The following is a 15,552-nucleotide window of genomic DNA, read 5'->3' on the forward strand; positions in this document are numbered from 1 at the left end:
GTGTGCGTCAGGAACGGAGAGACCTCATGTACAAGATCATTGCGGCCGCGGTGCTGAGTACTTGCGCGGCATTGGCGGTCTGGGCGGTGCCCGAAGCGGCGCTGGCCGGTACCACACCGGCGCCTCCCGGCGCCTATGCCTATATCGGTTATCCGAACGATGGCCAGGTCGTACCCGCCAATAAGCCCTTTCGCGTATGGTTTGGGCTGCGATTCATGGGTGTCGCGCCGAAAGGCGTCAAATACCCGAATACCGGCCACCACCATCTTCTGATCGACACCGATTTGCCGCCGATGGACCAGGAGATTCCATCGGATCGCCAGCATCTACATTTCGGCGCGGGCGAAACGGAAACGATGATTCAATTGCCGCCCGGCAAGCACACGCTGCAACTGCTGATGGGCGACGACATGCATATCCCGCACAACCCGCCGGTGTACTCGAAGAAGATCACCGTGATTGCGCGCTGAACGCGCGCGCGAAGTACTGTCACCATGCAGCCAACAATTCAGTATTCGCTGTTGGCTGCAATCCACCATTCGCGTTCTTCCATTCCCCGCTTGTTACTGCCGCGGCATTACGCGCCGCTCGTCGAGGTCCTTTATCCACGGCGTGTTCATGCAATCGATTGAACGAGGCCGCCAATCCTGGCATGGGCCATGCATCAGTAGCGCCCGAGCAGACAAGTTGCTCGAATCCCAACGCAACCCGATGCGCTTTCCCCCTTCCAGGAGATTTACCATGAACACGCTGATGATCAAGGACCTGTCCAACACCGCGGAACTCGACGGCAAGGCGATGAGCGCCGTGCGCGGCGGCAACGGCTATTACTATCCGATGTCGTCGTCGTATTACAGCTTCGCGCCGGTGTATGCGCCGAACAACAGCAAGACCGTCAACGCGACGCAACTGATCAGCACGACGATGAACATCCAGAGCGCGAACGGCAACAACTCCGCACTCATGACGGGCACGACGACCGAAATCGATCCGCAAGTGCAGTCGAGCAACAACATCGTCATGCGCTGAGCGAAGCGACGCGCGCGCCGACCACCGGCGCGCGCGCATCCCGCTGTGGCGAACGACTCAAAAAGATCGCCTGTTTAATCGTCCTTTCCACGCACCCTTCGCGCTTTCGCCCGATTTCCGCCTGATCCCCGCGCCGACTTTTCCGCAGCTTCGCAGACGACGCCGCGCGGGCGAGGCTCGGCCCGATACAGCATTTTCCTGGCGGAAACGAAGTGCCACCGGAGACCATCGTGTCAGCGTTGCTCGCTTCATTGCCCGGCTCGTCGCTCGATTCGTTGTCTGTGCCGTCTGTCGCGACCTATGTCGCAGCGCCCGTTTCGCCGCATCGCCGCAGCGTTCTTCGCACGCTGCGCGGCGTTTGCGTGATGGCGGCCTGCGCGGTTTCGCTGTGCGCGTGCGTCGATGTGAGCATGCCGGCCTACCAGCGTCCCGACACGCCGGCGAAGACGTCATGGTCCGACCACAAGGGCGCGCCGGTATCGGCCACGGAAACGATCCAGGCCGACTGGTGGAAAGGCTTCCAGGATCCGTATCTGGACACGCTGATCGACAAGGCGATAGCGGGCAACTTCGATATCCGGGTACTGGCCGCGCGGATCCAGGTCGCGGGCACGCAGATAACCGAAGCAAAAGCGGGCGCGCTGCCGACGATGGATCTCGGCGCTGGCGCCGACTTCGAAAAGACCAGCGGCGTGCCGCTTGCCAAGACGTACAACCTTGCCGCGCAGGTCAACTGGGACATCGACATCTGGGGCAAAGTCGAAAAAGGCGTGCAGGCGCAAAAGGCGGAATTCCATGCGAGCGAGGCAGATTGGCGCGCCGGCTATCTCGAACTGGTCGCGAACGTGTCCAGTACCTATTTCCAGATCCTGCAATTCGACGATCAGATCGTGCAGCAGCAAAAGACGCTCGGCACGAATCAGCAGATCCTGACGATCTACCAGGGCCAGGCCCGCAACGGCCTCGTGCCGCAAACGCAGGTACTGCGCCAGCAGGCGGAAATCAACCGACTGACTCACGACCTTTACGAGTTGCGCCGCTCGCGCGCGGTCGCCAATAACGCGCTGTGCACGCTGCTCGGCGTGCCGGCCGGCGACTTCCAGATGCCGGAAGGGCATCTGCAGGATCGCGTGAAGCTGCCGGATGTACCGGACGGTTTGCCCGCGCAATTACTCGCGCGGCGCCCCGATATCGTTGCCGCTGAATTCCGCGTGCTGGAGGCCTATGACCTCGTCGGTCAGGCGAAGCTCGCGCAATTGCCGACCATTGGCCTGACCGCGCACGGCGGCACCGCGAGTTTCGCGCTGAACAATCTGCTGAAGTCGTTCACGTTCGGCTTGATGCCGAGCATCAACATTCCGCTGCTCGATCCGAGCACGCGAGCGCATGTGAAAGTGACACAGGCCCAATCGACAGTCGCCGAGCAGCAGTACCGCGTGACGGTGATGGGTGCGTTCGAGGAAGTGGAAAACGCGCTGGTCAATCTGAGCGCGCACAAGGCGCAGCGCGAGGAATTGCTGCAACAGGTCGCGCGCCTGCAAATCGTCGCCGATCAGATCCAGTCGCAATTGCGGCTTGGCGTGGTGTCGCAGCTGGAAGTCTTCGAAGACGAGCGGACCCTGCTCGAAGCGCAGCAAACGCTGCTCGAGAATCATCAGGAAATTCTGTCGGATACCGTACTGCTTTATAAGGCGCTTGGCGGCGGTTGGCCGAGTGTCGACGTGCAGGCGCAGGTCAAAGATAAGTAACGAAGTATTGAGCTAATCCGCAAGCTGGCGTGCAACGCGGATATTTCGGCTGCTGATGACGCATCAATGCGGTTCTCAACAGACAATATGGAAATTGACACCCGTCATGCGTGACTTACAATCCCTTAAGGGTCAGCGTTCGCGCGGCTCTTCATTACAACGTCGTTGCGCCGTAGTTTCTCGTCCTGTTTCCGCCGCGCTTTTGCCGCGGGTTAACGCTTCGTGTTCCAGATAAAAATGGCCGCCGGCGAAGCTTCGATTGCTGAAATACGCGCGACAGTGGACGCTGCCTTCGACGTGGTGTTGTCGCCGGTTGCGTGTGCGCAACGTCCGACGCTCGACGCCATTCGCATCGTCGACGAACTCTTCGCCATTGGCCGCAGCGAAGCCCCATTCAACGATTACCCGCCGCAATGGACCGCGAGTCTGTCGCGCCGGCATGCGCGTGTTTTTACCGAGCATGGCGCGGTGTATGTGGCCGACCTCGGCAGCAAGAACGGCACCACAGTCAATGGCATTGCGGTACGCCAAATCCCCGCGCGAGTGCGTGCAGGCGACGAACTGTGCTTTGGCGGCGAGCTGTGCTATCGCGTCAATATCGAACCGCGCGCGCGTATCGTCGCGAGTGCAGGTGCGGGTGCACTACCTCAACTTTCGCTCGTGCCGCAGCGCGACGATCTCGGTTTGCAGCCGATCGACGTGCTGGCGTTTCCGTTTCTCGTCAGCAAGACCGACGACGTTTTCGCGCGCTACAAAGAGCGCTATCCGCACCAGGTCAACTATATTTCGCGGCGTCACGCGCATCTGTTTCTGAAGGGCGGCGAGTTGTATGTCGAAGATCTCGGCAGCACGAACGGCACCTTCGTGAACGGCAAGCGACTCGACGAATCGGCGCTGCCGCTCGTCGAGGGCGACGTCGTTGCATTTGGCGGCGATCACTTCGTCTACAGGGTGTCGCTACAGAAGTCCGCCGATGTCGAACCCACCGTGACCCAGCTTGCCCTGAACCCCGCCGCCGACAGTGCCGTCGATGCCGACAAGACCACCTTCGTTGGCGCCGCGCATTCGTTCCTCGATATCTTCTGCGTCGATCCGGCACTGCAGCGCGACGACGAAGTGAACGAGGCGGCGCAGCCGGCGTCCGCGCAGGCGAAACGCGACGCAGCCGGCGTCAGGGCGAATGGCGCGCAGGGCACGAAAAGCGCGAACGGTGCGCACCATGCCGATGCAGCAACGGGTAAAGGCGCCGCTAAGAGCAAACCGCGCCGCTGGCGCCTCGTGGCTGGCGAACTGCGCAATGCACTCGCGGATGGCGAACGCACGAACGTGCGCCGTATCGCGGCATGGAGCGGCGTGGCTGTCGTCGTCGTGGCCGCGCTTGGCGTGACGCTTTATCTGCGCGGCTCGTCGGAGCGCGAATTGAAGAACCTGCTTGCCAATGGCGACTACACGAGCGCGGTGACGGTGGCGCGCGGCTATCTGGCGACCCACCCCGCGGATACGAAAATTCGCGCGCTTGCGAGCGAAGCCCTGTTGAAAGCGAAACTTCCGGGCTGGATCAATGCATTGGAAAAAGCGCAGTTCGACGATGCCGATGCGCAGCTCAAGGACATGAAAACGGCAAGTACGAACAATGCCGATGCAACGTCGTTGGTCGGTGAACTGCAGTGGGTCGGCGATCTCGAACGTTTTGTCGCGGCGCGCGGCGGCGTCGACGCACCGATCCGCATGTACGCGGACGAATCGACAATCAATGGTCTGCTGCAGCGCTGGGATGACGATGCAAGAAGCCATCAACGCGCGCTCGATCGGATTGCGGGCTACGTGCCCACCTTTGCGGAGCCCTATGCGCACGCACTCAGTCATTTGCGCAAGCTCGAAAGCGACGACTCGGTGTATGTCGCCGCGATTGATCGGTTGAATGGCGTAATCCGCACCGAACTCGCGCGCGACAAGCCGGACGCATTGCCGGCGGTACTCGACGATTACGCGCAGCGTTATCCGCGCCTCGCCGGTCTCGACCGAGTGCGCGAGGATTTGCGCGAATACACCGCGCTGCTGAACGCGGCACTGAGCCGCCAGTTGACGTCGTTGCTCGCGATGATGAAGACCGCGCGCTTCAGCACTCCGCCGTTTCAGGCGCAATACCAGCAACTGGCGGCCACGCGTCTGCCGTCCGCGGAAATCGTCGCACGCCAGAACGCGGTCGACGCCGCCTGGCAGCGCGGCGATACGCAACAGGCGCTGGCCGGTTTGCAGTCGATGCCGGCGAGCCCGTGGTCCGATGTGCTCGAAGCCGAGGCCGCGCGCAAGAAGGCTTTGTCCGATCAGTACGCCGATCTGCAGAAGACGCGCGGCAGCAAGGATTACGACCAGCGTCTGCTGTCGTTCTATGCGAGCCTCGATCCGCAAACGGACGCGTGGTTTGCGCAATCGATCCAGAAGGATGTCGCGGCGCTGCACGATAAGGCGATCGCGCGTGCGCAGGAACTGCTGACGCGCGCGCAGAGCCTGTGGAAGGAGTACCGCGCGAATGGCCCGATTGGTGGCACGCAGCGGCTCGAAGCCGGTATCTCACCGGGCTTTCGCAGCGAGGCGCGGCTGCTTTCCGATGCGCAAACGGCGGCGCGGCAAGGCATGCGCATCTATACGCAACTGAAGGCCGATCATCCGGCCGAGTTCGACCGCCTGCTCGCGGATATCGATGCCGAAGCCAGTTTGCAGCGCCGCTCGCTGAGCGAGTTGCGGATGGTGCTCGACCCCGGGCTGCTGAAAGCGAAGCTCGCGTTGATTGGAGGCGACCAGAGTGAAACGCGACCCTCACCCTAGGCCATTGTCGGAGGCGCTGGAAGATCACAGCGTCGAAGGCATTGCGATTCTGACCTCGGAACCGGTGCGGATTGCGCGCGCGCTGATCTGGGCAATGGTCGCGCTCGTGGTGGCGGGCTTGTTGTGGTCGTTCGTCGGCCGCGCGGATGTGATCGTCAGCGCGCCCGGCACGCTGTCGCCGGAATCGGAAGTGCGGCGCATCTACGCGCCGATCGACGGCGAACTCGCGGATCTGTATATCGCCGAAGGCCAGCCGGTGTCGAAGGGCGACGTGCTGGCGCGGCTCAATGCGCGCGGCGCGATCGAGGCGGCGAGCAATGCGTTGCAGGCGCAGGTCAAGCTTGAAGACGCCGAGCGTGAATGGAAGCAGTTTCCCGAGAAAAAGGCATTGATGGAACGTAAGGCCGCTTCGCTGAAAGCACAGCTCGATGTCGAGGAGCGCCTGCACGAGAACCGCATTTCCGAGGGCACGACGAAGCTCGCCGAAGGACAGAAGGCCGAATTCGACGAAGCGCGCAGCACGCTCGACAATGCGCGCCGCGCGCGCGAAGCGGCGCGCCAGGAACTCGACCGCTATTCGCGGCTGTTCGCGCAGCCGGGCGGCGGCGGCATTGCCGAATTGCAGGTCGAGCAGAAACGCACAGCCGCGCTCGAAGCGGATAACGCGTACCGTGTCGCGCAGTCGAAGCTTGCGGAACTCGATTTCCGCTTGAGTCATGAATACGCGCAGGCCAATGCGCAACTCGCCACCAGCGGCCAGCAAAGTACCGATCTGCAACTGCAATACGACTCGGCCGTGCGCGATATCACCGATGCGGAAGATAAATTGCGCGTGCAACTGCAAAGCGCGCGACTCGAAGCCGATGCCGCTGCGCGCATCCGTTTCGAGAACATCGATAAAGACAATTTCCTGCTGATTCTCGCGCCCGTCTCCGGCGTCATTACCGATGTGACGTCGACGCAGCGCGGCGACAAGATTCAGGCGAACGCGCCGCTTGGCGGTATTGCGCCGAAAGATGCGCGGCCCGTGCTGAAGATCGAAATCGCCGAGCACGACCGCGCCTTTTTGCACGAGGGCCTGGCTGTCAAGATGAAGTTCAGCGCCTTTCCGTATCAGCGCTATGGGCTCATCAGCGGCACGCTGGCTTATATCTCGCCGGCGACCAAGCCGTCGCTGCAGGACAAGCAGCCGGTCTACGAGGGCCGCGTGGTGCTCGACAAGGACTATTACGAGGTGGCCGGCACGCGCTATCCATTGCGTTACGGCATGACGGCCAATGCGGAAATCGTGGTGCGCGAGCGGCGCCTGATCGATCTCGGTCTCGATCCGTTCAGACAGGTAGCGGGTTGAGCGCGCCCATTACATATCAATCAAAGGAGCGGATGAAATGACCGCGATAGTGCGTATCGATGACGAGGTCGTGGACGTGGACGAGTTCATTCGACTGCTGAAATTGACCGGCCAGTTCGAGAGCCTGATCGAGCAGATCGTGCGCGACAAGCTCACCGTGCATGCGGCGAAAAAGCAGGGCGTTGCCGTCAGTGCCGACGAGATCCAGCAGCGCGCCGACCAGTTTCGCCGCGTGCGCGGACTGCATCGCGCGGCGGATATGAATCACTATCTCGACGCGCTGCATGTGAGCCTCGACGAGTTCGAGGTGTTCATTACCGATGGGCTCTATCAGGAGAAGATGCTCGACGAGATCGGCAACGACACCGCGATTCGCGATTATTTCGCGCTGAATTCGCCGAAGTTCGATGCGATCGAGGTTAGCCATATCGTGCTCGACAGCGAGGGCAAGGCGAAGGAAATGATTTCGTATCTGCGCGACGATCCCGACAGTTTCGCCGAGATGGCGCGCGAGCATTCGATTGCCGATACGCGCGAGTCGGGCGGCGTAATCGGCAAGGTACTGCGCGGTTCGCTGAAGCCCGATATCGAGGCGAAGATCTTCAACGCGGCGGTCGGCGATCTGCTCGGGCCGTTTCCGTCGGCCGATCGCTCATGCTTCGAGATCTTCGCGGTGACGGCCAAGTATCCGGCCTCGCTCGATGCGGATGTGTCGACCGAGATCCGCCGTCTGCTGCGCGAAGGCTGGCTGATTGCGCGCGCGCAGGAGCATGTGATCGAAGCGCGTTGACGCGCTCGTCGAACCGGAAACCGCTGATCTATGGACGCTCCGCAGACCGCCCCCTCCGCGCCTTCCACCGCCGACTTTCTCGCGTCGGTGGAAATTCTGTCGCCGTTCTCGCGCGAAGAGATCGAGCGCCTTGCCGAATTTGCGCAGGCGCGCTTCTATTCGTTCGGCGAAACGGTCTGCTCGACGGGCGACGTGGCCGATGGTCTGTACGTAATCCGCTCGGGGTCCGTGCGTATCTTTACCGAGGAACACGGTAAGGAAACCAGCATGGGCGTGCGCAAGTCCGGCGAGATCTTTGCCGATATCGCGATGTTGCGCACGTATATCCACGAAGCGTCGGTGCGGGCGTCGGCGAAAACCGAGCTGCTATTTATTCCGCGCGCGTCGATCGAACCGGTGATGGCGGCCAATCAGGCCGCGCTGGCCTTCGTCGCGAGTTATGTCGCGATCAATTCGGCGGGCGGCTTCGTCGCGCAGCTATTCGATCTGCGCGGCAAGTTGAATAAGGCGGAACTGGAAGAATACGTGCGCAGTGTCGGCGTCAAGCGCGTGGCCGCCGGCAAGGAGATTCTGAAGCAGGACGGCCGCGACGACAGGCGGCTCTATGTGGTGCGGCAAGGCGCGGTGCGCATCGTTCGCCATGACGATGGGCGCGACTACACGCTCGCGACGCTCGGCGAAGGCGAAATATTCGGCGAAAAGGCTTGCCTGATGCGCCAGGAGCAAATGGCCTCGGTCGTCGCAACGATCGACACACGGCTGCTGGTGATCCCCGAGCGTACGGTTCATTTCATTCTCGAACGCAACCCGAAACTGCGCGAAGTACTCGACGAACGCATTCGCTACGGCGATCGGGAATTGCAGCGGCAAAAGCGGCTGGAGCAACGGCGCAAGCTGCCGCTGATGCTCGACCTGCAGAGCAAACCGGAACTCGGCGAAAAGATCATCAAGCGTTTTGCGCTCGTCGAGCAAGCCGAAGAGATGGATTGCGGCGCCGCCTGCCTCGCGATGATTTGCCGCCACTACGGCATTCCGATGACGCTCGGCAAACTGCGCGAACTCGCGAACGTGACGACGCAAGGCGCGACGCTCGATAGCCTCGCGCGCGCGGGCGAATCGCTCGGCTTCACGACGCGTGGCGTGCAATGCACGTTCGATTCGCTGCGCGGCTTCGATCTGCCGTTTATCGTGCATTGGGAAGGCTATCACTACGTGATCGTGTATGGCCTGTCGAAAGACTATGTGTGGGTCGCGGACCCGGCGCTCGGCTTCAGAAAGCTCGCGGTCGAGGATTTCGAGCGCGGCTGGAGCGGCACCTGTCTGTTGTTTACCGGCGGCGCGCATCTGTTGCAGATGTCCGCCGCGCGCTCGCCGTGGATACGCTTCGTCGGCTATCTGAAGCCGTACCGGAAAATACTCGGGCACCTGTTTCTCGCGACTTTCGTGATTCAAGTGCTGGGTGTGATTCCGCCATTGATCATCCAGAACATTCTGGATGGCGTGATCGTGCATCAGAACGTCAGCCTGCTGCATCTGCTGATCGGCGGGCTGATCATCTCGAACGTGTTTACGCAATTGATGTCGACGATTCGCGCGTATCTGGCGAACTTCATGGTGCGCAACATGGACTTCGCGATGATGTCGCAGTTCTTCAAGCATACGTTGTCGTTGCCGTTTTCTTTCTTTGCCAAGCGCAAGACCGGCGACATCTTCGCGCGCTTCCAGGAAAACCAGACGATCCGCGCGTTCCTGACCGAATCGACAGTCACCACTGCGCTGAATCTGCTGATGATCTTCATCTACTTCACGATCATGTTCGTCTACAACGTGAAGATGACGCTCGTGCTGATCGCTTTCGTGATTCCGATCATGGCGCTGACGCTGGTCGCGACACCGAAAATCAAGGCTTATGCGCGTGAAGTGTTCACCGCGTCGACCGAGGCGAAGTCGTTTCTGATGGAAGCATTGTCAGGTGTCGAGACCGTCAAGGGTATGGGCATCGAGCGGCCGGTGCGCTTGCGCTGGGAGAAGAAGTACGCGAAGGCGCTGGAGGTGCAGTATCGCGCGCATGCGTTCAATATTCTCGTCGGCTTCGGCAGCCAGTTGCTCAATGCGGCGACGACGATTGCGATTCTGTGGGTCGGTGCGAATCTGGTGCTGGCGCGCGAATTGACGATCGGCCAATTGATCGCATTCAATGCATTCATGGGCAGTGTATTGAGCCCGCTGATGGGGCTGGTCGGTTTGTGGAGCATGCTGAACGACGCGGGCGTGGCGATGGAACGGCTCGGCGACGTGCTCGATATCGAGCCGGAGCAGCGGCCGCAAGACCTACCGTCGCGCGTGATGCTGCCGGAGCTGCAAGGCGAAATCAGCCTGAACGGCGTGTACTTTCGCTACGGCGAGGACGATTCGGCTTATGTGCTGGAGAACATCAGCTTCGATATCAAACCTGGCGAACTGGTGGCGATCGTCGGGCGCAGCGGGTCCGGCAAGACCACGCTCGCGAAGCTGCTGGTGGGTTTCTATCAGCCGAGCGAGGGCAAGATGACGATCGATGGTTACGACGCCAACGTGATCGACAAAGCCTATTTCCGCGCGCAGATCGGCTATGTGATGCAGAGCAATCTGCTGTTCTCCGGCACGATTGCCGAGAACATTGCGAGCGGTGACGATGCGCCCGAGCGGCGCCGCATCGAGGAGGTCGCGAAAATGGCCGACGCGCACGGCTTTATCAGCAAGATGCCGCTTGGCTACGAGCAGATTGTCGGCGAGCGCGGCATCGGCCTGTCGGGCGGGCAGATCCAGCGGCTTTGCATTGCGCGCGCGTTGTATCACGACCCGCGTTTGCTGGTATTCGACGAAGCGACGTCGGCACTCGATTCGCAATCGGAAAGCAATATTCTCGGCAATATGCACGACATTCTGAAGGGCCGCACCGCAGTGATCATCGCGCACCGGCTCAGCACGATCATGCGCGCGGACAAGATTCTGGTTCTGTATGAAGGCGCGATCGTCGAACAGGGCCGTCACGAAGAATTGATCGAGCGTGGCGGCATGTACTACCAGCTGGTGCAGAAACAGTTGAGCGCATCATGATGAAGATACTCGACCAGGTTGAAGAAGCGAGCCCCGCAATATCCTATGCGGGGCTGATCGAGCGGATCGAGATTCTGCGTTCGACGCTGCGCTGGTCGTCGCGGCTCGAACGCGCGGATATCGACAAGCTGCTCAGGCAGGCCACGTCGTTGCGCGATGAGGTGATGCAGCTGTCGCACAAGGAGCGCTTCGTGCAGGCGGCGACATCGGCCGAGCCGCAAGAAAGCACCAGTCAGTCGCGCGGTGCGCGCCGCAAGGCACTGCTCGAACGCAGCTTTATTTTCGAAGGGACCTTCGGCGACAATCCGCGTCTGCTCGAATCGCTCGAAATCGCCGAGAAAGCGGCGCCCACCGATTTGCCGGTGTTGATCGACGGTGAAAGCGGCACCGGCAAGGAGCTGATGGCCAAGGTGATCCATGCGAATGGCGCGCGCGCGGACAAGCCGTTTATCTCCGTGAACTGCGGCGCGATTCCGGACAATCTGCTCGAATCGGAGCTGTTCGGGCATCGCAAGGGCGCTTTCACCGGAGCGTCGAATGATCGCAAAGGTAAATTCGAAAGCGCGCATACGGGCACGATCTTTCTCGACGAAATCGGCGAGTTGCCGCTCGCGGGTCAGGTGAAGCTGCTGCGCGTGCTCGAAGCACACGAGATTCAGCGCGTCGGCTCCGACGAAACGATCGCCGTCGATACGCGCATCGTCGCGGCGACCAATCGCAATCTGCGCAAGCTCAGCGAAGAGGGCAAATTCCGCGAGGATCTGTTCTATCGGCTCAGCGTGATTCATGTGACGCTGCCGCCGCTGCGCGAGCGCCGCGACGAAATTCCACTGCTGATTTCGTGGTTCGGCGACGAGGCGGCCGGCACGTTGAAACGCCGCCCGGTCAGATTGACGCCACGCTTGCGCGATTTTCTGTTGAGCTATGCGTACCCAGGCAATATCCGCGAATTGCGTAACGTGATGTACCGCATTTCGTGTCTGGCGGGCGATATGGCGGACGTCGAACATTTGCCGCTCGACATGCGTCCCGCGGCGCCCGGCACGCTGGCGGCGGTGTCGAACGGCACGCATGCGAGCGGCGAGCAGCCGATCAGCGTCGCGAACCTGATGTCGTTGAGCGATGCAAAGCGTGCTGCGAGCGACGATGCCGAAAAGGCGTTTCTCGAACGCGGGCTGCGCGAAACGAGCGGCACTGTCGCGGAACTGGCGCGACGCATCGATATGAACCGCTCGCATTTGCAGATGCTTCTGAAAAAGCACGGTCTGCATTCGAAGGATTTTCGCAACCGCAATGCGTCGTCCGCGAAAAACGGCTCGGACGAGCGCGACGAGGAAGACGGCGAAGTTTGAACAATGGCCGGTTAAGGCGCGGGATTCAGCAAGGTCTTTTCCGACGCATTCGGGTCTTGAGCTTCGACGACCACCGCGGTGATGTTGTCGCGCCCGCCACGCGCGAGCGCGAGTTCGACCAGTTCGCCACAGGCGTTTTCGCGTTGTGCCGATGTCAGCACGTCGGCAATTTCATCGTCGCTCAATTCGTTGCTGAGGCCGTCGCTGCATAGCAGGAAGATGTCGCCGTCGGCGACTTCGATTGCGTCTTCATCGAGTTCCAGCACGTCCGTTGCACCGACCGCGCGCGTAATCATGTGTTGCGCGGGATGATGGCGCGCTTCTTCTTCGGTGATCACGCCGAGCGAGCGCAATTGCTCGACCTGACTGTGATCGCGCGTGAGTTGCCGCAATTGTCCCGATCGATACAGATAGATGCGGCTGTCGCCGGCCCACACGTAACCGCAAAAGCGGTCGCACGCGAGCAATACGACGACCGTGCTGCCGATCCGCTGCACCTGGCGGCGCGCGGCCTCGTCGCGCAGTTGCCGGTTCGCGCGTTGCAAACGCGTGCGCGTATCGGCAATCAATGTCCTGATGCTGCGCGGTGTCGTCAGTTGACTCAACGCGTCGATCACCGTGCGGCTCGCGAGATCGCCGACCGCGTGACCGCCCATGCCGTCCGCGACCGCCCAGCGTCCGGCGTCGGGTTGGTCGAGGCAGGCATCTTCGTTGATTTCGCGCACGCGTCCGGCGTCGGAACGCGCGGACGACGTCCAGCGAAATTGGCTGGCACAGGTCACAACGGCTACACCATATCGTTTCGGTTGCGCGCGTCGGGAGAGACGTTGAGGTTCGAGTTCGCGCCGAAGTTACGCACGTCGACCGACTGGAACTGGTTGATCATCTGGTTAGCATAGAAGTTGTTGGACACCTCGTACAGATTGACGACGGGCCCGATACTCGGCGTTTGCGGCACATACGGCTGAATCCAGCCATAGACCCATGGCGCGCCACCGCCGCCGCGAATCGCGGCCATCGCCCTGCGATCGAGCGCGAGGTTCAGCGAGAGATCATTGATCGTGAGGCAGGACATGTCGTTCTCCGGTTGGCCGCGTGTGCAATGCATGCGGCGAAATGGACGTTGTGCCTGATGGTGCAAGTGCCATGCCAATCGGCGGCGCTTTGCGCAGATCGCCTGTAGTCCATTGACTGGCGGCGACTGCGCGCGTTTCCGTACGTTATGGTTAGCGCGATCGGTCGGTCGGCAACCAACAGGCGCGCATCCAAACAGTGGTGCGATCCAACACATTCGTGTGCGGCTGCGAGCGCTGTCGTCTGTTTTTCATTCACGCAAATTCCCCGCGGATTCTCCGTCGTTCCACGCGAATGCGCGTCTGGCACGGCGCGCAAAAAGAGCGCCGCACGCCAACAGATTCACTCGAATTCTGTTGGCCTGCCGCTGACATTTGCTCGCCAGGAAATCTGGCGAATACGCCGCAAACCCCGTCAATAAAGGCTTTCCAGCGCATGGCCCGGATGATGCAAAAGCTGTCGCAACAGTGTTGGAAATTGCGAACGAGGCCAGCCATGAACACCCCCACGCCCGATACGAATCACGAAGAATCCTTTGATGCCCGCGTTGCCGCGTCGTCGACGATCGATCTGCCAATCGGCTCGCATCTGGTCACCCAGCGCAACGGCTACGAGCATCACGGCATCTACGTCGGCAACGGCCGCGTGGTCCATTACTCGGGCTTTGCTACTTCAGCGCATCGTGGGCCGGTCGAGGAAGTCGAGATCGCGCGCTTTGCCGCCGGTCATCCGCTGTCGGTCCGCGCAACGCCGAGCGCGCGTTATGCCGGCGCCGAAGCCGTGAGCCGCGCCCGTTCGCGCCTCGGCGAAAACCGCTACCGCCTGTTGACCAACAACTGCGAACACTTCTGCGCGTGGTGTCTGCTCGGCGAAAGCCGCAGCGAGCAGGTGCATTGCTGCCTGCGTCATCCGCGTACTGGTATGCGCGCGCTGATGTGCCTCGTGAAGGCGTTCGTCGAAAGCGGCGTGCGCAACGATGAAGGATGCGTGGAGCGTGCCGTTGAATTCGCGCAATTCGCGTGAACGTATCGCTGTGAATATCGCGCGTGACTCGCGCAACGATTCGAGGAGAGCATCATGGTTGCCGCCGAAAAAAGCTTGCACCGGGCCGTCGACAAATGGCTCGCACCGACCCCTTCGATGCCCGCGCGCGTCGTGCAGTTCTGCCATCGTACGTCGCAGCGTTATGTCTGCGTGCAGGCGCTGCGGCCCGAAGGCTTGCTGTCGATCTTCTTCTTTCGTCACGGCGACGGGTCGTGGAACGTATTCCCGCCGCAAGCCGAGCGGCCCGCGATGAACGGCGATTGCCGCACCGCTGCCTTGTTGAGCTAGTCGTATTGAACTGGCAGTGTTGAACTAGTTTCGCGGCGTGGCCGCTTCCTTCACGATCCACTGACTGAACAGCACCATCGCCGGTGTCATCGGCTTGCCCTTCAGGCAGGTCAACCAGTAACTGCCCGCGTGAACCTCCACGTCGAACGGGCGCACCAGCCGACCGGTATTGATCTCACGCTCGAACATCAACGCGGGCGCGAGCGCGATTCCCGCACCCTGTACCGCCGCTTCCACCATCAGCCGCGATGAATCGAACACCGGGCCGCGCACCGGCCGCGGTGCGATACCCGCCGCGGCAAACCAGTTCATCCAGTCATCCACGCGATAGGAGCGCAGCAGCGTTTCGTTCGCCAGATCGTCGGGCCGCGCCAGACGCGCGGCGATTTCCGGTGTGCATAGCAACGCGAGCGGCGCGTCGAGCAGTCTTGTGGCGAGCGAGCCGGGCCATGTGCCGTCGCCGAAACGGATCGCGAAATCGAGACCTTCGGTTGCCAGATCGACGAGGTTGTTATTCGTACGCAGCCGCAATTCGACAAACGGATGCGCGTCGCGAAACGATTTGAGGCGCGGCATCAACCAGCCGACCGCGAACGTGCCGACTACGCCGACCGTCAGTACTTCGTGGAAGTGGCCGCCATCGAATTGCTTGAGCACCGCTTCGATGCGATCGAATGCGTCGGACAGCACCGGGCGCAGCGCGAGCCCTTCATCGGTCATCGCGAGACCGCGCGGCAAGCGCTTGAATAGCGTGGTGCCGAGCCGTTCTTCGAGCGAGCGGACCTGCTGGCTGACGGCCGCCTGGGTGACGTTCAATTCGAGCGCCGCGCGCGTGAAACTCAGATGCCGGGCGGACGATTCGAACGCACGCAGCGCGTTCAACGGAAGATACGGTCTCATGATGTAGGCATTAGATTTTCTTGTGAGTCGGCAAACTTATCATCGTTT

Annotated in this window: 13 protein-coding genes; 10 read left to right on the top strand and 3 right to left on the bottom strand. The window is 61.3% G+C overall.

Features of this window, described 5'->3' with window-relative positions; genetic code table 11:
* The first annotated feature begins 26 nt into the window (after positions 1-26).
* From L0U82_RS20650 to L0U82_RS20685, 8 genes are all read left to right on the top strand, one after another.
* Entirely contained in the window at positions 27-470 is a 444-nt protein-coding gene (locus L0U82_RS20650; protein ID WP_233834026.1) for a DUF4399 domain-containing protein, read from the top strand.
* A 271-nt stretch (positions 471-741) separates the two neighbouring features.
* Complete coding sequence (locus L0U82_RS20655; protein ID WP_233834028.1) at positions 742-1,029, top strand: hypothetical protein; 288 nt, start codon at positions 742-744, stop codon at positions 1,027-1,029.
* Positions 1,030-1,394: 365 nt separating this feature from the next.
* A complete protein-coding gene (locus tag L0U82_RS20660; protein ID WP_233837431.1) occupies positions 1,395-2,777 on the top strand; it encodes an efflux transporter outer membrane subunit in 1,383 nt (460 codons plus the stop codon).
* Between the two features lie 237 nt (positions 2,778-3,014).
* Positions 3,015-5,606: an FHA domain-containing protein gene (locus L0U82_RS20665; RefSeq protein ID WP_233834029.1), complete on the top strand. Its 2,592-nt coding sequence runs from the start codon at positions 3,015-3,017 to the stop codon at positions 5,604-5,606.
* Positions 5,584-6,957, top strand: a complete 1,374-nt coding sequence (locus L0U82_RS20670; protein WP_233834031.1) for an HlyD family efflux transporter periplasmic adaptor subunit — start codon at positions 5,584-5,586, stop codon at positions 6,955-6,957. Before L0U82_RS20665 ends, L0U82_RS20670 begins: the two co-directional genes overlap by 23 nt.
* A 37-nt stretch (positions 6,958-6,994) precedes the next feature.
* On the top strand, positions 6,995-7,747 hold the full coding sequence (locus tag L0U82_RS20675) for a peptidylprolyl isomerase (protein ID WP_233834032.1): 753 nt from the start codon (positions 6,995-6,997) through the stop codon (positions 7,745-7,747).
* Positions 7,748-7,777: 30 nt separating this feature from the next.
* The gene (locus L0U82_RS20680) at positions 7,778-10,846 is read left to right on the top strand and encodes a peptidase domain-containing ABC transporter (RefSeq protein WP_233834033.1); all 3,069 of its coding nucleotides are present in this window, start codon (positions 7,778-7,780) and stop codon (positions 10,844-10,846) included.
* On the top strand, positions 10,843-12,198 hold the full coding sequence (locus L0U82_RS20685; RefSeq protein WP_233834035.1) for a sigma-54 interaction domain-containing protein: 1,356 nt from the start codon (positions 10,843-10,845) through the stop codon (positions 12,196-12,198). Before L0U82_RS20680 ends, L0U82_RS20685 begins: the two co-directional genes overlap by 4 nt.
* An 11-nt stretch (positions 12,199-12,209) precedes the next feature.
* On the opposite strand, the gene L0U82_RS20690 is transcribed toward L0U82_RS20685, so the two are convergent.
* Positions 12,210-12,980, bottom strand: coding sequence for a PP2C family protein-serine/threonine phosphatase (locus tag L0U82_RS20690; protein WP_233834036.1), 771 nt, complete (start codon positions 12,978-12,980; stop codon positions 12,210-12,212).
* A gap of 5 nt (positions 12,981-12,985) precedes the next feature.
* Complete coding sequence (locus L0U82_RS20695; protein WP_233834037.1) at positions 12,986-13,273, bottom strand: hypothetical protein; 288 nt, start codon at positions 13,271-13,273, stop codon at positions 12,986-12,988.
* Positions 13,274-13,767: 494 nt separating this feature from the next.
* On the opposite strand from L0U82_RS20695, the gene L0U82_RS20700 reads away from it, so the two are divergent.
* Together L0U82_RS20700 and L0U82_RS20705 are read left to right on the top strand one after the other, a co-directional pair.
* On the top strand, positions 13,768-14,295 hold the full coding sequence (locus L0U82_RS20700; RefSeq protein WP_233834038.1) for a lecithin retinol acyltransferase family protein: 528 nt from the start codon (positions 13,768-13,770) through the stop codon (positions 14,293-14,295).
* Between the two features lie 54 nt (positions 14,296-14,349).
* Positions 14,350-14,604 (top strand): hypothetical protein, encoded by a 255-nt coding sequence (locus L0U82_RS20705; protein ID WP_233834039.1) that lies wholly within the window; start codon positions 14,350-14,352, stop codon positions 14,602-14,604.
* A 24-nt stretch (positions 14,605-14,628) separates the two neighbouring features.
* Here the strand turns inward: L0U82_RS20705 and L0U82_RS20710 are convergent, their stop codons facing one another.
* Entirely contained in the window at positions 14,629-15,504 is an 876-nt protein-coding gene (locus L0U82_RS20710; RefSeq protein ID WP_267929665.1) for a LysR family transcriptional regulator, read from the bottom strand.
* Positions 15,505-15,552: the final 48 nt, after the last annotated feature.

Source organism: Paraburkholderia sp. ZP32-5 (assembly GCF_021390495.1).
GTDB lineage: Bacteria > Pseudomonadota > Gammaproteobacteria > Burkholderiales > Burkholderiaceae > Paraburkholderia.